This is a genomic window from Arthrobacter sp. 7Tela_A1, from assembly GCF_049311065.1.
In the GTDB taxonomy this organism is placed as follows: domain Bacteria; phylum Actinomycetota; class Actinomycetes; order Actinomycetales; family Micrococcaceae; genus Arthrobacter_B.
On the sequence record NZ_JAXIOO010000033.1, the window covers coordinates 1 to 19,242 of the forward strand.

General features: G+C 65.4%; 16 protein-coding genes. 7 read left to right on the plus strand and 9 right to left on the minus strand.

The window, feature by feature from the left end; translation table 11 throughout:
- Positions 1-732: 732 nt before the first annotated feature.
- The 3 genes from TVB01_RS12985 to TVB01_RS12995 form a co-directional block, all read right to left on the minus strand.
- The gene (locus TVB01_RS12985) at positions 733-1,470 is read right to left on the minus strand and encodes a class I SAM-dependent methyltransferase (protein WP_422456322.1); all 738 of its coding nucleotides are present in this window, start codon (positions 1,468-1,470) and stop codon (positions 733-735) included.
- An 18-nt stretch (positions 1,471-1,488) separates the two neighbouring features.
- A complete protein-coding gene (gene mfd, locus TVB01_RS12990) occupies positions 1,489-5,103 on the minus strand; it encodes a transcription-repair coupling factor (protein WP_422456323.1) in 3,615 nt (1,204 codons plus the stop codon).
- Positions 5,104-5,374: 271 nt separating this feature from the next.
- Entirely contained in the window at positions 5,375-7,078 is a 1,704-nt protein-coding gene (locus TVB01_RS12995) for a M28 family peptidase (protein WP_422456324.1), read from the minus strand.
- Between the two features lie 275 nt (positions 7,079-7,353).
- On the opposite strand from TVB01_RS12995, the gene TVB01_RS13000 reads away from it, so the two are divergent.
- From TVB01_RS13000 to nhaA, 4 genes are all read left to right on the plus strand, one after another.
- On the plus strand, positions 7,354-8,049 hold the full coding sequence (locus TVB01_RS13000; RefSeq protein WP_422456325.1) for a hypothetical protein: 696 nt from the start codon (positions 7,354-7,356) through the stop codon (positions 8,047-8,049).
- 107 nt (positions 8,050-8,156) lie between these two features.
- Positions 8,157-8,654 (plus strand): DUF2505 domain-containing protein, encoded by a 498-nt coding sequence (locus TVB01_RS13005; RefSeq protein ID WP_422456326.1) that lies wholly within the window; start codon positions 8,157-8,159, stop codon positions 8,652-8,654.
- 33 nt (positions 8,655-8,687) lie between these two features.
- Positions 8,688-8,909 (plus strand): SCO4848 family membrane protein, encoded by a 222-nt coding sequence (locus TVB01_RS13010; RefSeq protein ID WP_227895022.1) that lies wholly within the window; start codon positions 8,688-8,690, stop codon positions 8,907-8,909.
- Between the two features lie 105 nt (positions 8,910-9,014).
- Entirely contained in the window at positions 9,015-10,391 is a 1,377-nt protein-coding gene (gene nhaA / locus TVB01_RS13015; RefSeq protein WP_422456327.1) for a Na+/H+ antiporter NhaA, read from the plus strand.
- Between the two features lie 16 nt (positions 10,392-10,407).
- On the opposite strand, the gene TVB01_RS13020 is transcribed toward nhaA, so the two are convergent.
- The 5 genes from TVB01_RS13020 to TVB01_RS13040 all read right to left on the minus strand — a co-directional run bounded on the left by TVB01_RS13020 (position 10,408) and on the right by TVB01_RS13040 (position 14,051).
- A complete protein-coding gene (locus TVB01_RS13020) occupies positions 10,408-11,181 on the minus strand; it encodes a hypothetical protein (RefSeq protein ID WP_422456328.1) in 774 nt (257 codons plus the stop codon).
- Complete coding sequence (locus TVB01_RS13025) at positions 11,178-12,098, minus strand: hypothetical protein (protein ID WP_422456329.1); 921 nt, start codon at positions 12,096-12,098, stop codon at positions 11,178-11,180. Before TVB01_RS13025 ends, TVB01_RS13020 begins: the two co-directional genes overlap by 4 nt.
- Positions 12,098-12,853: a signal peptidase I gene (locus TVB01_RS13030; RefSeq protein ID WP_422456330.1), complete on the minus strand. Its 756-nt coding sequence runs from the start codon at positions 12,851-12,853 to the stop codon at positions 12,098-12,100. Before TVB01_RS13030 ends, TVB01_RS13025 begins: the two co-directional genes overlap by 1 nt.
- Positions 12,854-12,861: 8 nt before the next feature.
- Positions 12,862-13,440 (minus strand): hypothetical protein, encoded by a 579-nt coding sequence (locus TVB01_RS13035; RefSeq protein WP_422456331.1) that lies wholly within the window; start codon positions 13,438-13,440, stop codon positions 12,862-12,864.
- Between the two features lie 107 nt (positions 13,441-13,547).
- Entirely contained in the window at positions 13,548-14,051 is a 504-nt protein-coding gene (locus TVB01_RS13040; protein WP_422456332.1) for an alternate-type signal peptide domain-containing protein, read from the minus strand.
- A gap of 512 nt (positions 14,052-14,563) precedes the next feature.
- Here TVB01_RS13040 and TVB01_RS13045 point away from each other — a divergent pair.
- On the plus strand, positions 14,564-15,961 hold the full coding sequence (locus TVB01_RS13045; RefSeq protein WP_422456333.1) for an NAD-dependent succinate-semialdehyde dehydrogenase: 1,398 nt from the start codon (positions 14,564-14,566) through the stop codon (positions 15,959-15,961).
- A 232-nt stretch (positions 15,962-16,193) separates the two neighbouring features.
- A complete protein-coding gene (locus tag TVB01_RS13050) occupies positions 16,194-16,619 on the plus strand; it encodes an Hpt domain-containing protein (protein WP_422456334.1) in 426 nt (141 codons plus the stop codon).
- Positions 16,620-16,649: 30 nt separating this feature from the next.
- On the opposite strand, the gene TVB01_RS13055 is transcribed toward TVB01_RS13050, so the two are convergent.
- Complete coding sequence (locus tag TVB01_RS13055; protein WP_422456335.1) at positions 16,650-17,438, minus strand: response regulator transcription factor; 789 nt, start codon at positions 17,436-17,438, stop codon at positions 16,650-16,652.
- Between the two features lie 121 nt (positions 17,439-17,559).
- Between TVB01_RS13055 and TVB01_RS13060 the strand changes: the two genes are divergently transcribed.
- The gene (locus TVB01_RS13060; RefSeq protein ID WP_422456336.1) at positions 17,560-19,239 is read left to right on the plus strand and encodes an ATP-binding protein; all 1,680 of its coding nucleotides are present in this window, start codon (positions 17,560-17,562) and stop codon (positions 19,237-19,239) included.
- Positions 19,240-19,242 lie beyond the last annotated feature (3 nt).

A 19,242-nucleotide genomic window follows, 5' to 3' on the forward strand; every position in this document is an offset into this window, starting at 1 on the left:
GGTGCCCCTACGCGGCGGGCCGCCTCCGGCCCGCTCCCCCCCCGGAAGGAGGCACGCATTTCTGGGGCTGCTGCGTGGGGCGTGCGGGGTTCCACGTGGGGCTGGGCTGTTGCGATGCGCATGTTTGGCGTCGCGGGTACGGGGTGGCTGGCGGGCCATGCTCATCCTTTGCTGCAATAACGCAGTTACCAGCCCTTTCGCAGATCCTCTGCTGCAATAACGTGGCTCCGGAACGCTAAAAGGGGCGTTACTGCAGCAATGAATACCGGCACTCCCCGCTAAACAGCGGTATCGCGACAATGGATTCCGCTGCTGGCACCCGGGTGACGGGCGGGGTGGCCGGCATGGTGCTGCGGGGCGTGCCCCTGGCTCGGCCCGCCACCGTCCAACATTCGGGGGGGGGACAACGCTCTAAAGACACCGTTCCCAAAAACCTTTGGGGAGATACAGTCGTTCTGAAGCTCCCCAAGCGACGTCAACTCCCCGCAGGTTGAAGGAAGCGCTCTCCACAGGACGTTATCTCCCCAAAGGATGTCCCGGCGCCCAGCGGCACCCGGACCGCCCGGCGTGAGAACCCCGCGTGAGCGCCCGGCGTGAGCGCCCGGCGTGAGCGCCCGGCGTGAGCACCCGGCGTGAGCACCCGGCGTGAGCACCCGGCGTGAGCACCCGGCGTGAGCACGCGCATCTTCCCGCCCGGGTCGTGGCTCCCTCAGCCTGATGAACCCTCCCCGGTCAGGCGCTTGCCAGCACCAGCCACCCGCGGGTCGGCGCATATGGGAGATCCCGGATCTCCACTGCCCTGAATCCGGCCTCCGCAAGGGAGGACCGCAGCGCGTCCTGGCTCCGGAAGCGCAGGGTGCTGGTCGAGTCCACCCGTTCGCCGTCCGAATGGAAAACCGTAGGCGATTCGAAGCTCACCAGCTCACCGTCCACCTTTGTCACCTCCACCCAGTCCTCGACGAGCCCTTCGGCCCCGGTGTCGACCACCTGATGGGAACGTTCCTTCGTCCATCTTTCCCAAGCCCGGTCCGCCGGATTCCGGGTTTCAAAAGCAAGCATCCCGCCGGGGCGCAGGCAGCTATGAACTGCACGGAGGGTACAAATCCATTCAGCGTCCGACAAAAACACCTGCGCCACGTTCGCCGTCATGGTGGCGAGACCGAACCGCTGGTAGTTCGCGGGGTCCGCGGCAGCGTCCGGGGCGGTTCCCACCATCCAGGTGACTTTTTCGGCACCCGGCTTGGTGCGCGCAACTCGAACGGAAGCCGACGCCGGGTCCACCCCGACCACTTCCACACCCCCCGCTGCGAGAAGGCACGCCAGCGTGCCCGTTCCACAGCCGACGTCGAGAACCGCCTTCACCCCGGCATCCGCCGCCAGGCGAAGATACGTGTCGAGGTCGCTGCGGCCGCCTTCAAGGGCGTCGTACACCCGGGCGAGCCTGGGATGGGAGAAGATCGCGTCCGGCATCCCCCGACCCTACGCCGGTTACTCCTTGAAGATCGCGTCCAGCACCTGGTGCGCCCACTGCAGCACCTCGGCATCCTGCAGGTCCCGGCCGCCGATCTTCGCCGTCTTCGGCTTCGGGATGAGCACCGAGTTCAGCGCCGGCTTCACCTGCGCGCCGGGATACATGCGCTGCAGTCGCATGACCCGGGACTCGGGAAGGTCCCCCGGCGAGAACCTGATGAAGTTGCCCTGCAGCGCGACGTCGGTCAGCCCGGCCTCGCGGGCATCCACCCGGAACCGGGCGACGTCGATGAGGTTCTTCACCTCCTGCGGCGGCTCGCCGTAGCGGTCCACGAGTTCGGCGAGGACCTCGTCGATCGCCTCGTTCGTCAGCGCCGAAGCCAGCTTCCGGTAGGCCTCCAGCCGCAGCCGCTCCCCCGGAACATAATCGTGCGGCAGATGCGCATTGACCGGGAGCTCGATCTTCATCTCCGCGGCCTTCTCCTCCGCCTCACCGCGGTAGTCCGCAACGGCTTCACCGACCAGCCGGATGTACAGGTCGAAACCGACTCCGGCGATGTGCCCGGACTGCTCCCCACCGAGCAGGTTGCCTGCCCCGCGGATCTCCAGGTCCTTCATCGCCAGCTGCATGCCCGCACCGAGTTCGTTGTGCGCAGCGACGGCCTTGAGCCGTTCCAGCGCCACCTCGCCCAGCGGCTTCTCTGACGGGTACAGGAAATACGCGTAGGCACGTTCCCGGCCGCGGCCCACACGGCCGCGCAGCTGGTGCAGCTGGGAGAGGCCAAAGTGATCGGCCCGGTCCACGATCAGGGTGTTGGCGTTGGAGATGTCCAGGCCGGTTTCGATGATGGTGGTGCACACCAGCACGTCGAACCGTTTCTCCCAGAAGTCCACGATGATCTGCTCGAGCTTTGATTCGCTCATCTGGCCGTGCGCGACGGCGATCCGCGCCTCCGGGACCAGCTCCTGCAGGTGCGCGGCGGTCCGGTCGATCGAGGAGACCCGGTTGTGGACGAAGAAGACCTGGCCCTCGCGCATCAGCTCGCGCCGGATCGCCGCGGACGCCTGCTTGTCCGTGTACGGGCCAACATAGGTCAGGACCGGGTGCCGTTCTTCCGGCGGAGTGGCCAGCGTGGAGGTTTCCCGGATCCCGGTCAGGGACATTTCCAGGGTGCGCGGAATCGGAGTGGCGCTCATGGCCAGCACATCCACGTTGGTGCGCAGTTTCTTGAGCGCTTCCTTGTGTTCGACGCCGAAGCGCTGCTCTTCATCCACGATCACCAGGCCCAGGTCCTTGAACTGGACCTCCTGGGAGAGCAGGCGGTGCGTTCCGATGATCACGTCCACGGATCCGTTCAGTACGCCCTCAATGACTTCCTTGGCCTGCTTGCCGGTCTGGAAGCGCGAGAGCGTGGCGACCCGGACCGGGAACCCGGAAAAGCGTTCGCTGAAGGTTTCCATGTGCTGCTGGGCGAGCAGCGTCGTCGGCACCAGCACCGCGACCTGTTTACCGTCCTGCACCGCCTTGAACGCGGCGCGCACCGCGATCTCGGTCTTGCCGTAGCCGACGTCGCCGGACACCAGGCGGTCCATGGGAATCTCGCGTTCCATGTCCGCTTTGACCTCATTGATGGTGGTCAGCTGGTCCGGGGTCTCCACATAGGGGAACGCTTCTTCGAGTTCACGCTGCCAGGGAGTGTCCGGGCCAAAGGCGTGGCCGCGGGAGGCCATGCGGGCGGAGTAGAGCCGGATCAGCTCGCCTGCGATCTCCTTGACTGCCTTGCGCGCCCGGGACTTGGTCTTGGCCCAGTCCGAGCCGCCCATCTTGGACAGCACCGGAGTCTCACCGCCCACGTACCGGGTGATCTGGTCCAGCTGGTCGGTCGGCACGAACAGCCGGTCCCCGGGCGCCCCGCGCTTGGCCGGTGCGTACTCGAGCACCAGGTACTCCCGGACCGTCTTGTTCGTGCCGGCACCGGTGGCACGTTGGAGCAGTTCCACGAACCGCCCGACACCGTGCTGTTCGTGCACCACGTAGTCGCCTTCCTGCAGCTGCAGGGGGTCGACGGCGTTCCGCCTCCGCGAGGGCATCTTGCGCATGTCGCGGGTCGAGTTGGCACTGGCGCGGCCCAGCAGATCCGCTTCCGTGAGCAGGCCGGTCTTGAGGTTGTCGAACACGAAGCCGCGCCCGGCGCTGGCCGTGGTGATTTCGATGATGCCCCGCTGCGGTTCGGAGTCCAGGGACTCCACCCGGGTGGCCGGGATGTCATTGTCGTGGAACAGTTCAGCCAGCCGGGCTGCCGGGCCGGGTCCTTCGGTGACGACGACGACGCGCCACTGGTCCCGCACCCGGGAGCCGATGAACTCCATCATCTCCGCGACGTCGCCCTTGTAGCCGCGCGGTTCACGCGCGTTGATGGTCAGGGTGTCGATGTCCAGGACGGTTTCATCGTCCGGGTTGAAGGAGGTGATGGCCCACCACGCGACGTCGTTCGCCAGGGCCGCGGAACGGGTGTCCGTCAGGGAACGGAAGCTCGCGGCTTCCAGGTCTGCGCTGAGCCCGGCGGAGAGATCGACCGGCGCCGCACCGCCGTCGGACGCAGTGGCCCAGGCGGCGGCGAGGAATTCTTCGTTGGTGGATTCGAGGTCATGGGCGCGGGCGCGGACTTTCTCGGGCTCGATGACCACCGAGATGGAGCCGGCCGGCAGCTGCGCCATCAGCGGCACCATGTCATCCACCAGCACCGGCGCGAGGGATTCCATGCCCTCCACGGCGATCCCGCCGGCGAGCTTCTCGAGCATGTCCGCTGCGGCGGGCATTTGGTCCTTCAGCTTCGCCGCCCGGCTCATGACCGCCGGAGTGATCAGCAGTTCACGGCAGGGCGGCGCGTAGAGCTCCTTGGGATGGATGACGTGCTCGCCCGTGAGGGTGCGCTGGTCGGCGACGGCGAACCAGCGCATGGATTCCACCTCATCGCCGAAGAAGTCGATGCGGATGGGATGGTCATCGGTGGGCGGGAAAACGTCCAGGATGCCGCCGCGCACGGCGAACTCGCCGCGGTGCGAAACCATGTCCACGCGGGCATAGGCGGCGTCGGCGAGCGCCTTGACCACGGAATCGAACGGGCGCTCATCCCCTACCGCCAGGGAGACCGGTTCGAGGTCCCCGAGTCCTTTGACCAGGGGCTGCACGACGGCGCGGACCGGAGCCACCACGATCTGTACCGGATCATTGCCGGGATGGGCGAGCCGGCGCAGGACGGAAAGCCTGCGCCCCACGGTGTCCGAGCGGGGCGAGAGCCGTTCGTGCGGCAGGGTTTCCCAGGAGGGGAACTCCTCGATCCCCGCCAGCGGCAGGTAGCTGCGCAGGGCTGCGGCAAGGTCTTCGGCTTCCCGCCCGGTGGCAGTAACGGCCAGGACTACCGGCGGCGCGCCTGTTGTGTCGCCCGAACCGCCATCGTGCGCTTCCGCCAGGCCATCCACCATCTCCGCCAGCAGGGCGGCGCGCATTCCCTGCGGTGCACCGATCTCAAGGTCCTGGCTGCGCTGTGCCGGCGGACGTGCGGAGTGCGCCCGAAGGCGGGCGTAGGACGGGTCCTCGGCGAGGGCGGCGCGCAGACCGTTCAGGCTCATTGCGGGGATATCTCCTTCAGGGCAGGCAACGCAAGAACCCGAAGCTGGCAATCAACCCCGGGTAGGTAATTCCAGCCTACCCGCTGCCAGGCTGCGGGCACCGGGCTTACAGCTGAGGGCGAAGTCTTGTTCCCTTCACCATCGAGAGGACAGTTACGGCTCGTTTCAGCGTTCAAAAGAGCCGTAACTGTCCTCTCGATGTATCGAACAGGGCGCAACAGCAAGGCCGCCCACAGTTCCCTGTGGACGGCCTTCCCGGTGGTTGCAGTTTCTAGCGCAGTGCCTCGTGTCCGCGGTACTCAGGCGCAGCGGGCAGGGCACGTGCGGAGGAAACTCCGGCACCGCCGCGGATGTCCGCATCCGTCTGTGCGAAGGTCAGCACGGTGTGTGCCACCGCGTCGGACATCTCGTGGAAGAGCTTCTTGTCGATATTGCTCAGGTCGTCACACGTGCTGTGGTAGCAGGGATCGTAGGAGATCCCGGCGGTGCCGCCGAAGATCGCTGCTTCAGCTTCCGTCTTCACGTCCTCGGCGCCGGTGAACAGGCCGCCGGCGGGAATGTCCGCGTCGATGAACGCCGCGTAGTCGGAGCGGCCGCTGAAGTCAGTCGGTGCCGAGGCCAGTCCCTGCGAGGCGAAGTAATCCTCAAAGACCCCCTCAATAACGTCCGATCCGGTGGGGCCCGTCAGGCCGAAGGCATCACCGTCGCCGTCGTAAATGAACCGTGCTCCGTTGACGGAGCCCACCATGTCGAAGTTCAGGTTGAGCATGGTGTTGGCCAGTTCGGTCTCGCTGAGCTGCCCAACGTATTCGGTGGATCCCACCAGGCCGTCTTCCTCAGCTCCCCAGAAGGCGAACCGCACCTGGTTCTCGAGCTTGAATTTGCCCGTCTTGCCGAGCTGGATCGCGGTTTCCAGGGTGGCGGCGGAACCACTGCCGTTGTCATTGATCCCCGCGCCCTCCTGCACTGAGTCCAAGTGGGCGCCCACGACTACCTGCCGGGTCGGATCACCCTTGGGCGTGTCCGCAATAACGTTGAAGGTTTCCGTTTGCTGGACTGTCGAGTCCACGACCACGTGAACCGCTGCACCTGCCGTGGCGGCGAGTGCCTCGCCGAGCGCGTAGGTGGTGCCGACGGCGGGAATAGCCGACGTCACGCCGCCCAGGGTTCCGTTGACCAAGCCCGTGCGGTCCTCCGTGGGTATCACGCCCTGGTTGAAGACGATCGCGGCCGCGGCGCGGGCCGCCGCCGCATTGGCTACCTTGTCCGAGAAGGGACAGGTGCCGCGCTGCATCAATGCGATGTTTCCGGCCGTGAAACCGGCAAAGTCCGCCGCCTCACAACCGGAGGTATTGGCGCGGTCACCTGTGAGATTGATGTCCACCGCGGTCACTTCTGCAGTGACGTCCCCGGGTCCCGAGTAGCTCATGGTGCGGTAGTCAGTCCCGGCGGTGTAGACAACGGGATCCGGGCTGACCTGCTCCAGCGATTCCCCGTTGATGATGAACTGCTCATAGGTGAACGCCTGGCGGAACGGCTCGTAGCCTGCCTTCCGCAGTTGCTTCTCCACGTACTGGGCGGTGGCCTCGTAGCCGGGGGTACCTGCCGCACGGTTGCCGCCATTGGCATCCGCTGCTGCCTGGAACGCCTCGAGGTGACCCATCAGGCCCTTCAGGCTCACCTTGTCGCGAAGTTTCGCGGAATCGCTCTTACCCGGGTTTCCCGGCTTGCCGGGCTTATCAGGTTTCCCAGGATTTCCCGGCTTGCCGGGCTTATCCGGCTTCCCCGGATTTCCCGGGTGTCCCGGCTTCCCCGGATTGCCCGGGTGTCCCGGCTTGCCGTGCCCCGGCCCCTGCTGTGAGCTGCCCTTGCCCCCTGAATTGACCTCGGCAGCAAATGCCGGCGCTCCGGCCGACACCGTGAGGACAATCGTTGCCGCGAGAGCTGCCCCGCGCATGGATTTACTAAGTTTCATCGTTCCCCTAAGAGTGCGAGTGAATGGATGGCTTTGAGTGCGCCGCCCCCGGGACACAAGCCGTGCCGCGATGGTATGGGAATACTTCGGACTCCTAACAGGCCACCGTGGTTCTGTGGCCCAATAACGGCGGGCGGCCTTCTCAAAGCCGGGGTTTTCCGCTAGGTTCCCCCTCTGACGAGGGCGGGTGTGGTTTTCTGCGGCACCTGCTGTAACGCTTGAAGGGCACGGCATCACCGCAACGCTCTGTCCACAGCTCATCGGAGGCCGCCCCCATGAAACGCAACCCGGGACTCGCCGCGGGACGCAGGAACTTGTTAGTGCTCGTCGCGCTGACTGCGGTTTCGCTCTTCTTCACGGCCTGCACCAACGCCGGAAACCAGGAGGACACGGCCAACAACGCCACCTCCTCGGCGGCGTCGTCCACCCTGCCCAGCGACTGCGAAACCGGACCCGAAGCGACCTCGGCCTCGTGCGAGGCGGCCGGCCCGGGCCGCACCGTCGCCGCCGACCGCTGCCCGGACACCTCCCCGACGCCGCTGGAAGGCGGGGTGATCGAGGGCACCTTCGGTCCGTGGTGTGAGAACGCCATTGCGACGTCGTACCCCACCGGGGACACGGAGTCCCTGATCCCGGAGGGGGCCGAGATGGAACTGACAATCTCGGAAACGGACATGGACACCACCGTCGACATGCAGCTCCAGGACTTCCCGGCGAGCGCAACGTACCAGGGCATCCTGCACGAGGGCCCGTGCGCTGAGAGCCCCGGGGACATCGGGCCGGAGTACATCCATGAGGGCAGCGGGGACAACCCCAACGCCAGCGTGGTGCTGGACTTCACCACCGCCTCCGACGGCTCAGCATCCGCCACGGTCACTGTGCCGTTTGTGGTGCCGGACAACGCCTCCGGTGATTCTCTGGTGCTGCAGGACACGGGCATGCAGATCGTCGGGTGCGTGCGCATTCCCTGACTGGCGCGGGGACCGTGTTGGGGGCGGCCCGGCGAGAGCGACTAGGATGTTTGGCGGGTCCGGTGCGCAAAACCGGGCCTGCCGCACATTTCCTACCGGAGGACCCCATGGCCCTGTCTGCTTCCACCACCCTGCCCTACGACGCCGCGACGCTGACGAAGACCTACACGGATGAAGGATTCATCCGCAGCCTCAGCGAGCATGTCGGTGGTTCCCTGGTGTCACTGGAGGTCGCCGGCGACATCTCCGGTCCCTTCACGCTCACCGCCGTGCGGTCCATCCCGACAGACCGGCTGCCCGACGTCGCGAAGAAGCTGGTCGGAAGCTCGCTGACCGTCACGCAGAAGGAAAACTGGGAAGCCCCGGCCCCGGACGGCTCCCGGACGGCCGCTATCGATCTCTCCGTCGGCGGCGTGCCGCTGAAGGTGAGCGCGGTACAGCGCCTTGTGGTCGTCGCCGAGGGCACGCGCACGGACGTTGAGGGCACTGTCAGCTCCGCCATCCCCTTCCTGGGCGACAAGATCGCCAAGGCTGCTGAACCCATGATCGGCAAGGCGCTGACCATCCAGGCAGCCCAGGCCGGCAAATGGATCGAAAACAGCTAGGCCCGCCCAGCGGTTCTTAAGGAGAACACTCCCGTGACACTCACTGCGCCCCTGGCGTTTGTCCTGATTGCTGCCGGCCTCTGGTCGGTCATCGCCTGGCTGCCCTTCCTCCGGCGGGTCTTGAAGGACCCGCAGGCACGGGACGCCAACGGCGCCCCGACCCGCTTTATGACCACCAACCTGATGATGATCACGACGGCGATGATTTTCGGAATCGCTACCGCCGTCATCGGGGTCCGGGCCCTGGCCGGTTAGGCGATACCCCCCGAGAGGGCATCGGACCGGTAGGCTTGAAGTAGGTGAGCCGGGAAGTCTGGTCGGCAGTGATTCTGCCGTACCCACTTACTGATAGGAACCTTCATGGCCTCACGCGAGCCCAGCTCCGAGCCGTCCGGCGCGTCCCCCGTCTTCTTCGGACGGAACAGTTACCGGGAGCATCTGCGTATCGGAGAGATCCTGCGCAAGGAAACCGTCGGCGGTGTCCTGCTGCTGATCGCGACCGTGGCCGCCCTGATCTGGGCCAACTCACCGGCGTCGGAGAGCTACTTCGCCCTGCGGGACTTCACTTTCGGGTATGAACCCTGGCATTTGGAGCTGAGCGTCGGCGCCTGGGCAGCTGACGGGCTGTTGGCAATCTTCTTTTTCCTCGTGGGCCTGGAGCTCAAGAAGGAATTCGTCGCCGGCGATTTGCGGCAGCTGAGCAAAGCAATCGTTCCGGTCGCAGCGGCCTTTGGCGGGGTGGTTATTCCGGCGCTGATTTTCGTCGGCGTGAACGTGTTCGCGGGTTCCGACGGCCTGCGCGGCTGGGCCATCCCGACGGCGACCGACATTGCCTTCGCCTTGGCGGTCCTGGCTGTCATCAGTTCGCATCTGCCCACTGCGCTGCGCATCTTCCTGCTGACCCTCGCGGTGGTGGACGACCTGATCGCCATCACCATCATCGCGTTCTTCTACTCTGAAGACGTGAACCTGGCGATGCTGGGACTGATGCTGATTCCGCTGGCGGCCTTCGCCTTCCTGGTGCAGCGCGGACCACGGTTCTTCGGTGCCCGGCGCTGGCCCTTCTGGGTGATCCTGGCTCCGCTGGCCGTTGCCGCCTGGATCTTGATGCACGCTTCCGGAGTGCACGCGACAGTGGCCGGCGTCCTGCTTGGCTTCACCGTTCCGGTACTGCGCCGAACAGCAGACGGCAAGCCGCTCCCGCCGAACGATGACAAGCCGGGACTGGCGGAAATCTTCGAACACCGTTTCCGCCCGATCTCCAGCGGCTTCGCCGTCCCGGTCTTCGCGTTCTTCTCCGCCGGCGTTGCGATTGGCGGATTCGAGGGCCTGACCGGTGCACTAATGGACCCGGTGGCCCTTGGGATCATCGCGGCACTGGTGATCGGCAAGCCGATCGGTGTCCTGCTGACCACCTGGGTGCTGACCTCCGCCACCAAGGCCACTCTGGACAAGTCCGTGAAGTGGGTGGACCTGACCGGCATCGGTCTCCTGGCCGGCATCGGTTTCACCGTGTCCCTGCTCGTCAACGACCTCAGCTTCGAGGTGGGTTCGACCCACAACGACAACGCCAAGGTGGCCATCCTCGCTGCCTCCGTGCTGGCCGCCGTATTGGCCGCCGTCCTGCTGACCATCCGCAACCGCCACTACGCCGTGCTGGAAAAGGCGGAGCGCGTCGATGCGGATGACAATGGGATCCCGGACGTTTTCGAGGACAAAGACCACCCGAGAGGCTAGGCGGTTTCCCGGCCGATCACTGAACGCCGTTGGGGCAGTTGAACCAGTCACCGTTCTCTTTGTACTGGAAGCCGTCCTTTGCCAGAGCGCCCGACGGCGTTCCCACGACAGCCACCGGGCTGCCGAGGACAACGGGGGCCGAGATCGCCGTGCTGAGCCAGGCGTTGCGCACGGCAACGCTGAACTTGGAGTTCTTGCCGTGCGCGTCAGCCAGGAACGGCTCGATGCCGGGAAGCGCTGCCAGCGCGACCGTCCCGGATGATCCGGGCACTGCGTAGCTCATCGTGCCGGACACGGATTTGCCGTTCTTGCTGACGAGAATGATGTCGATGATCGTGGCGGTTCCCTCCGGCGCTCCGGCAGCCGACCACGAGACGGTGGTATCGCGCCCGCCGTTTGAACCTCCCACGCTGGAATTCCTGGCGCAGGTGAGGGCTGTGGGCACAACCGGAGACGCTGGAGCCGTTACCGGCGGCGTCGTTGGAACCGGTGCGGTGGGTGACGGGGAAGGTGCCGGTGTGGTGGGCGGCGTCGTCGGAACCGGCGGGGTGGGCGAAGGTGCCGGAGGCGTCACAGGCGGTGCGGTGGGCTTGCCCGCCGTCACCGTGATCGTTGCCGTGCCCTGCTGGCTCCACCAGGCATAGGCGGCTGGACCGCCAAGGCCCAGTGCCACTGTCAAGACAAACGCGGCAGCGGCAGTGCGCGAACCCGGCAGGCCAGCGAGCCGTTTGAGGTGGCCGCGGCGGTGCTGCCGGGCGTCGTCGTTCGTGTCCATGGATCCCTTAGTCATGCTGAAGCCGGCTTCCGGCTGATGCGCGAACGGGCAGCAGCAGCTGCAAAGAAGCCTACGGCCAAAAGCACCATGAGCGTGCCCTGCCATGTGCGGATGATTGGCTCGACTGTGCTCTCAATGAACGAGGCCGGTTCCACGTCCGCAGGAACGTCGGCAGCAGGGGGCTGTGCAGCGGGCCGGGCAGGCAAACCGGCAGGCGCTGCCTGCAGCGCCGGACCTGCGAACACGGGCGCGTTAGCGGCTGCCGGCGTTCCCTGGACCACCAGCGTTGCTGCTCCATCCGTGGGAGCGGCAGGCGACGAGCCCGGTGACGCCCCGGTCTGGGGAAGCTGGACGGGACGGTCACCCCCTGCAACGCCGTCACAGGCTGACCGGCGGTTTCCCTCCCCTGCTGCTTCGAGCAGGAAGACGAGATCGAAGGAACCCCGTTTGTTCATCGTGTTGTTCGGTGCGGCCAGGGTAAGCCCTGCGGCCAGGTCCAGCCGCCGGTCGGTGCCTGCCGGCATACCCGTTCCCAGGTCAAGGTCGGTGCACGTTCCGGCGGGACCGAGCTCTCCGGTGCCGGCATTGATGGATGCGGGGGTTGCGGCCAGGGACAAATGGCCCAAAAGTTCGGAGTCCATGTCCCGGCTGACGGCGGCAACGCTGAGGAAAGCTGCCTCGGGTCCGGCATTCCGGATCCAGACGGAGGCGGTGCTTCCTTCTCCCGGAACCAGGCGAACGCCCTCGGTAAAGACTGCTCCGCTCACGGACGTTCCGAAGGTGTCGCCGTCCAGACTGACCTGCAGGTAATCATCGGCCGCCTGTGCGGAAGGTGCGCCGGCGAGGGCCGCAGCGGCCAGCAGCCCTCCTGCCAGGGCTGCCAGGCCGGTCCTCGCGCCCCAAGAGGCTGTGGGCCGGACGGGAGAATGCATCAGACAGCCACACTCGCGGCACCGGCTGCGCGGCGGGCTGTTGTTTCGTGGTCACAGTGGTCGCAGTCGTGCAGGATCGGATCGTCGCCCAGGAAGGATGCATCGTTGTGGTGGAGGTGCGGAAGGGCGCTGTTCCTGGTCTGTGCCGGCGCATCGCTGCGCGGCGGCAGGTCAAGCAGTACGGCATCCAGATCAGGTTCGGTCCCTTTGCGCTTCTTCTCCAGGCTGCCGCGGACCAGGAGCACGATTCCGTATCCCAGCAGGCCAACGGCCGCCCACTGGGCGATCGCACCGCGGTCACTGTTGCCCAGTCCGTTGGCGACGAAACCGACGTACGGGACCGCGTAGGAGAGCTTGCCGCGGATCTGGACTTCCTGGACCGGGTTCTCGTCGGCAAGGTCGTTATTGTCCCCCTGGGTCGTGAAGACACGTTCGCCGCTCTGCCCTGCGCCAACACCGATGATCCGGTGCGTGATGACCGTGGGATCCCCGGACTCGATCTGGTAGGTGATAACGTCGCCGATCTTCAGGTCGTCAGCCGGCGTCGGCTTCACCACAAGGAACGTGCCGGGGGCATACTTCGGTGCCATCGAATTCGTCAGGACGGAGTACGTCTGCGATCCGGTCAGCAACGGAACGATGATCAGCACCAGGGCGGCCAGCGCGGCAAAGCACATAGCCACGAGGCTGAGGGCCGAACCGGTGAACTTCAGTGCACGGAGCGCCGGCGAGTTGTTGCTGCGACCAGATGACATGGACGTCACTATCCTTCGTGTTCGACGATTTGTTCGACGGTGAGCGGGATGGAGATGGTGGATACCTGGCCCTCTGCGCCGGCTGTCGCCGCGAGGCTGACCTCGAAACAGAGAACTCCCGATCCGTGCTTGGGAATATCGAGGGAGCCGGCTGCAGTCCCGGTGTAAAGAGCGGGGTTGTAGCAGGCGTTGAGGTCCGCACCGGGGACCGCGCGCTGGTGGACCGTAAGGAGGCTGCCGAGGCTGCCGGTGTCCGCCTGTCCTGCCGCTGCGCGGAGCGTGAACTCGCCGCCGGCGTCTGTGTGGTTGGTGAGCCGGACTCCGGCGTAGACCGATGCGCCGGCGTCGACGGCCCCGAGTGCAGTGGTGGCCAGGGACACCGTTCCGGCGCTGCCGTCAGGCTGTGCCATCATGACGGAACCGTTGCCGCCGTCCATTTCGACGTTGAACGTGGCGGCCTGGATATTTCCGGTGGTTGCCTGAACCGCGGCGTCCCACAGGGCGTAGGTTCCCTGCACGGTCAGCAGGCCCAGCAGCACGGCACCGGACACGAGTCCAGTTGCCTTCAGTGCTGTCTTCTTAGCCATGGTCTGCTTTCCAGGAGGGCGGGTCCGGTGGGGGGGGGGGGGGGGGGGGGGGGGGGGGCGGGGCCCCCCCCCCCCCCACAGCCGGAATGAACAAGGGCCAGCAGTGACTAAGGCGCGACCTGCTGCAGCTTGTAGGAGATCTTGCTCAGGTCCTGGACAGCTTCCTTGCCGCCGACGGCGCTCTTCTTGAACGTGACAGAGGCCGTGGCGGTCGCAGCGCCGTCGTTGGCCTCGGTCAGGATCTGGTTCGGGGCGATTTTCTTGTTGTTCTGGACAATGCTGTAGGTGTAGTCCAGCTGGCCGGCGAATCCATCGGTCAGGCCGGCGAAGGTGGGAGCCAGGGTAGCCTTCAGTTCCTCGCCCTCCAGAGTGATGTCGAGGGCCTGCTCAAAGCGGAGGGTCTCGCCCGGGACAATCCGGTAAGCGGCGAAATCCTTGATGACAGTGCCGTCGGCCTTCATCCACACGCCGTTCGCGGCGGAAATGTCGAGGTTACCGGCAGCGATGTTTCCCGCGAAGGCCGTCTCGGTGTCGTTCCAGATTGCCAGGGTTCCGCCGCCGCCGAGCATCAGTGCCACGCCTACGCCGGTTGCCAGTGCGCCTTTAGCCATCTTGTTCATTCTGTATCCCCTAAAAGTTGATTCCGCAGCAGGAACCATTCCCGCCGACAGCCCTAATCTGCTATCCGTTTCTCAAGAAACCCGGCGGTCCCGGCACAGGGTTGCCAAAATGATTGCGACAATGCTCAAGGGCCCCGCAAGGCGTCCGCAACATCTGCGCAATCAGCAGCTGAGGGCCCTGCAAGCGCTCGGTTTCTACTGCTGAGGGGTATGAAAAACGAGCGATCCGGAGGAATGGATGCAGCCACCGCAGCACGATCAAGGGCCGCTGCAGAAAACCGGTCCATGCCCTCGGGCTCCTGGTCCTGTTCCTGCCGGCAGGCCTGCTGCTGGAACCGTCGTGGTTTATGTCTGGCGTGCGGGTACCTCTCGCCGCGCGGAACCAGCTTCCCGGTAGTCAAAGCCGCCCGCCGCGTTACGTCACCGACTGCCCTTTTGTTTACCCGCAGGCCAATTTCACGGCATGATGACATAACCCGCATTTACCCGTAAGGAGCACGGACGTGACCACCACTTCCAAGACAACGGCCCGGTCCTACCAGGTAGTGAACCCGGCTACCGGTGAGCCGGGCGAGGCATTCCCTCTGGCCGACGACGGTGAAATCAACGAAGCACTAGCAGCATCGCAGGCGGCCTTTGAGTCCTGGCGGGAGGTCCCCATCGAGGAACGCGGAAGCATCGTAGCCCGCGTCGCCGAGCTGTTCACCGAGCGCAAGGATGAACTGGCTGCGATCATCACCGAAGAGATGGGTAAGCCGCTGCCCGAATCGGAGGGTGAGGCCGAGTACTGCACCGAGATTTTCAATTACTTCGCCACCGAAGGACCCTCGCTGGCAGCAGACCAGGAAATCAAGGCCATCGGCGGCGGCCGTGCCGTGATCCAGAAGCTGCCTGTTGGCCCGCTGCTGGGCATCATGCCGTGGAACTATCCCTACTACCAGGTGGCCCGCTTCGCAGCTCCCAACCTGATGCTGGGCAACACCATCATCCTTAAGCACGCCGAGTCCTGCCCCAAGTCGGCGCTGGCGATCCAGCAGATCATGGACGACGCCGGCGTCCCCGCAGGCGTCTACCAGAATGTTTTCGCCAGCCACGGCCAGGTCGCGGACATCATTGCCGATCCCCGCATCCAGGGCGTCTCCCTCACCGGCTCCGAGCGCGCCGGCGCCATCATCGGTGAACTGGCCGGCAGGAACCTGAAGAAGGTAGTGCTGGAGCTCGGCGGTTCGGACCCTTACGTGGTGCTGGACACCGAGGATGTTAAGGAAGCGGCGGCCAACGCCTGGGCCACCCGCCTGGAGAACACCGGACAGGCCTGCAACTCCAACAAGCGCATGATCGTCAGCGAAGGCATCTTCGATGACTTCGTGGCCGAGCTGACCAACCTGGCCAAGGGCCTGCAGCCCGGCGACCCGGCGGAGGCCGCAGAAGGCACCTACGCTCCGCTCTCATCCCGTGCTGCAGCGGAGGGGCTGGCCGAGCAGATCCAGGACGCCGTTTCCAAGGGCGCCACCCTGCACGCCGGCGGCACCCTCTCCGACGGGCCTTCCGCTTACCTTGCCCCGGCTGTACTCACCGGCATCACCCCGGAGATGCGCGCCTACCGCGAAGAGCTTTTCGGGCCGGTGGCCGTGGTCTACAAGGTCGGCAGCGACGAGGAAGCCGTCAAGCTTGCCAACGATTCGGACTACGGGCTGGGCGGTGCTGTTTTCTCCACCGACGAGGAACGCGCCCGGAAGGTCGCCCAGCAGCTTGAGGTGGGCATGGCCAACGTCAACGGCGTGGGCGAAGGCGCGGACATCCCGTTCGGCGGCGTTAAGCGCTCCGGCTACGGCCGCGAGCTCGGCCCGCTGGGCATGGATGAATTCGTCAACAAGCGGCTGTTCTACATCGCCGACTAGCACGCAGTGGACTGCAGGCAGTGCCCGTACCGCTCCCGGTGCCGGCACTGCCTGCAGTTACGCGGCGATCAGTGCGCTTTCAAACTTGCCGCGATCTTGAGCCTGCGCGGGGACAGTTCCTGAGCTGGGGGTGGGACCGTTGGTGGTACTGATCCACTGCGGTCCCCCACCAGCGGGACCGCTGCCCTTCCAGGAGGACCCCCATGTCTCCCCGCCAGAGCACTGTGCCTGCTTGGCGCGCAATCCGCGCCTGCAGTATTGCTCCCGCCCCGCCGGTAACGGCGTGATCGCCGTCAAAGAGCGCCCGATCTCCCGCACCCTGACCTCCACTGCAGCACTGGATGAGCTGAGCGAGCAGATGGGAAGGGAGACCTGCAGGCAGTTCGTGGACAATTACATCGAGATGTGGAACGGCCGGTTCGAGCGGCTCGCCGCTGCGCTGGAGGAACCCGACTTCGCCGGCGCCATGGATGTTGTGCTCAGCATCAAGATCTCCAGCCAGATGGCGGGCGCCGTCAGGCTTGCCGGCTACGCGTCAATTGCCCAGGACATGGTGGGCGCCGCTGACCACGCCGGTCTGGTGTCGCTTCTTGATCCGCTGCAGAGCTGTGGTCAGGAGACGGTCAGAGCCCTGTCCGAATCCCTGTCCCGGCTGTAGCGCGGAACATCCTGAGGGACGGCGGGACTGCTATTTCGCCGGCGCCAGACGGTAGCCCACCCCGCGGACGGTCTCGAGCCAGTTGGGCGACCGGGAGTCGTCGCCGAGCTTGCGGCGGAGGTTTCCCACGTGCACCTCGATGGTGCGTTCATCGGAGTCGCTGATGTAGGAGCCTGTGTCGTACTCTTCCCCGCGGAGCCGCCGAACCAGGTCAGTCTTGCTGCGGACGCGGCGGCCGCTCTCCAGCAGCGCATGCAGCAGGTCGAACTCCGTACGCGTGAGTTCGACGTCGCGTCCGGAAAGCTGAGTGGTCCTTGTCTCCGCGTCGAGCACCAGGCCGTTGTGGTTGAAAACGCCTTCAGCGGCGTCCGGCACTGGAGTTTCGGCAGCCCGCGACGGCGCGTCTGCGGCTGCAGCGGGTTCACGCGCAGCGGCGGCGCTGTCGTCCTTGCGGGGACGGCGCATCATGGCAGAAATGCGGGCACGAAGTTCCCGCGGCCTGAAGGGTTTGGTGATGTAGTCATCGGCTCCCGCTTCCAGCCCCATGAGCGTATCGAGCTCTTCGGCGCGCGCGGTGAGCATGACGATGTAGGCGTCGCTGAACAGGCGCAGCTGCCGGATCACTTCAAAGCCGTCAATGTCCGGCAAACCCAAATCCAGGGTAACGACGGCAGGGTTGTGGCGCCGGACCGCTTCGACGCCGTCGGCTCCGGTTGGGCTTGCGTGGACTTCAAAACCCGACTGCTGGAGTACGGCGTGTAAAAGATCGCGGATGTCTTTGTCGTCCTCAATGATGACGGCAACGCGCTGTGTTTCCATACTTTTTCGGTTTTTCCTGTCCTGCTGAGACCTGTGTATCCGCACCACTACATTGGGCATCCTACAGCTTCGATGCATAAACTGGGCACTTCATCACTGCGAAAATGCGAGGTATCTGGCCATGTCCAGTTTTAAGGGCAGGGCCCTGTCCTTTCTGGGAATCCGCAGGGACTTCCACGAGCTCGATCTCCGGCTTCGCGTCGCGCTGAGCCAGCTGCCGCTTTTCGCCGCTGTATTGTTTTCGCTTCCGCTTGTTTATGCGGTCAAGCGTGAGGCGTACACAGACGTTGATTTCCTGGCGGGCGTGTGCCTGGTTATGGCGCTTTCCGCCGCTGCCATAGCCCTGCCGTGGGACAAATTCTTTCAGCCCGCTTATTGGGTCATTCCCATCCTGGATTTTTTCGCTATTGCACTTCTTTTCCGCGGGGTCCAGCCCGATGTAGCGGGCATGGTGGTGCTGGGGGTGTTCCCGGTCCTCTGGCTCGCCTGGTCCGGATTTGCCCCGCGCAGCGCCAGCATCCTCACCGTGGCAGGTTCGCTGCTCATCATCTGGGCACCCCTGTACGGAACGGAACCGGTGGCCGCGGATTTCCTGAGGCCCCTTCTTATCCCCCTGGTCATGTTGGCCGTGCACAAGGCCGCTGCCGTGATGACCCAGGATGCCGCCGGTCAGCAGAGGGCCCTGGAGGAGAAGGACCTGGCATTGAAGCAGAGCCTGGCGGACAGCAAACGGCGGGCCGAGCTGCTGGACGCGGTACTGGACACCATCGACGTCGGAGTCGTCGTTCAGGCCAGGGACGGCCACGTGATGCTTATGAACAACCGGCAACTCGCCACCCATAAGCTTGCCGTCCCGAAGGAAGAGGGCAACTGGACTGAGGCGGACATGTACATCTACGGACAGGACGGCTTCACCCCACTTCCAGCGGAAGAGCGCCCCCTGGCCCGAGCCATGCGGCGCGAGGCCTTCTCCGACTGCCTCGTCTGGGTGGGCCGCGGGGCTGAACAGCGCGCTTTAACCGTTTCGGCCCGCCCGCTCGGCTGTGAAAACGGCGGCTTCAACGGTTCTGTCGTCGCTTTCGGGGACGTCACGGAAATGGTGCTCGCACTGCGGGCCAAGGAGGACTTTGTTGCCAGCGTCTCGCACGAACTCCGCACCCCGCTGACGTCGATCATCGGCTATCTGGACCTGGCCATCGGCGAAGCGGAAGACGACGGTCTCTCAGCGTCCCTGCGAACGTCGCTGACCGTGGCCATGCGGAACGCTGAACGGCTCCTGGTTCTCGTGGCGGATCTGCTGACCACGGCGTCCGGCTCAGTCCACCTCGATCCTGCTGACCTTTCCCTGAGGGAACTGGTTGGATCGGCAGCCGATTCCGCGGTGCCGCGGGCCCTCGCGGCAGGGATCAGGCTGCGGATCCAGCCCGGAGAGGACATCCGGGGCCGCTTCGACGCCGTGCGCGTGCAGCAGGTCCTGGACAACCTCATCTCCAACGCCATCAAGTACTCTCCTTCCGGAAGCACTGTGACGGTCCGGGTGGAGCGGGCGGACGGATGCGCTGTCCTGGAGGTCTCGGATGAGGGCATGGGTATGTCCGAGGCGGAGCAGGCGGAGATCTTCAACCGCTTCTTCCGGACCGCAGCCGTCAAGAAAGCGGCCATCCCCGGGGTCGGCCTGGGCCTGGGGATCACCAGGGACATCGTCGAGGCACACGGTGGAAAAATAACCCTGACCTCGGTACCCGGAGTGGGGACAACGTTTAGGGTGGAGCTCCCGCTGGAGCACGTCGTGAAGCGGTGACAA

Coding starts and splice junctions, on each gene's coding strand:
- TVB01_RS12985 (WP_422456322.1), bottom strand. CDS start 1,470: ATGCCGGACGCGATCTTCTCCCATCCCAGGCTCGCCCGGGTGTACGAC.
- mfd (WP_422456323.1), bottom strand. CDS start 5,103: ATGAGCCTGAACGGTCTGCGCGCCGCCCTCGCCGAGGACCCGTCCTAC.
- TVB01_RS12995 (WP_422456324.1), bottom strand. CDS start 7,078: ATGAAACTTAGTAAATCCATGCGCGGGGCAGCTCTCGCGGCAACGATT.
- TVB01_RS13000 (WP_422456325.1), top strand. CDS start 7,354: ATGAAACGCAACCCGGGACTCGCCGCGGGACGCAGGAACTTGTTAGTG.
- TVB01_RS13005 (WP_422456326.1), top strand. CDS start 8,157: ATGGCCCTGTCTGCTTCCACCACCCTGCCCTACGACGCCGCGACGCTG.
- nhaA (WP_422456327.1), top strand. CDS start 9,015: ATGGCCTCACGCGAGCCCAGCTCCGAGCCGTCCGGCGCGTCCCCCGTC.
- TVB01_RS13020 (WP_422456328.1), bottom strand. CDS start 11,181: ATGACTAAGGGATCCATGGACACGAACGACGACGCCCGGCAGCACCGC.
- TVB01_RS13025 (WP_422456329.1), bottom strand. CDS start 12,098: ATGCATTCTCCCGTCCGGCCCACAGCCTCTTGGGGCGCGAGGACCGGC.
- TVB01_RS13030 (WP_422456330.1), bottom strand. CDS start 12,853: ATGTCATCTGGTCGCAGCAACAACTCGCCGGCGCTCCGTGCACTGAAG.
- TVB01_RS13035 (WP_422456331.1), bottom strand. CDS start 13,440: ATGGCTAAGAAGACAGCACTGAAGGCAACTGGACTCGTGTCCGGTGCC.
- TVB01_RS13040 (WP_422456332.1), bottom strand. CDS start 14,051: ATGGCTAAAGGCGCACTGGCAACCGGCGTAGGCGTGGCACTGATGCTC.
- TVB01_RS13055 (WP_422456335.1), bottom strand. CDS start 17,438: ATGGAAACACAGCGCGTTGCCGTCATCATTGAGGACGACAAAGACATC.
- TVB01_RS13060 (WP_422456336.1), top strand. CDS start 17,560: ATGTCCAGTTTTAAGGGCAGGGCCCTGTCCTTTCTGGGAATCCGCAGG.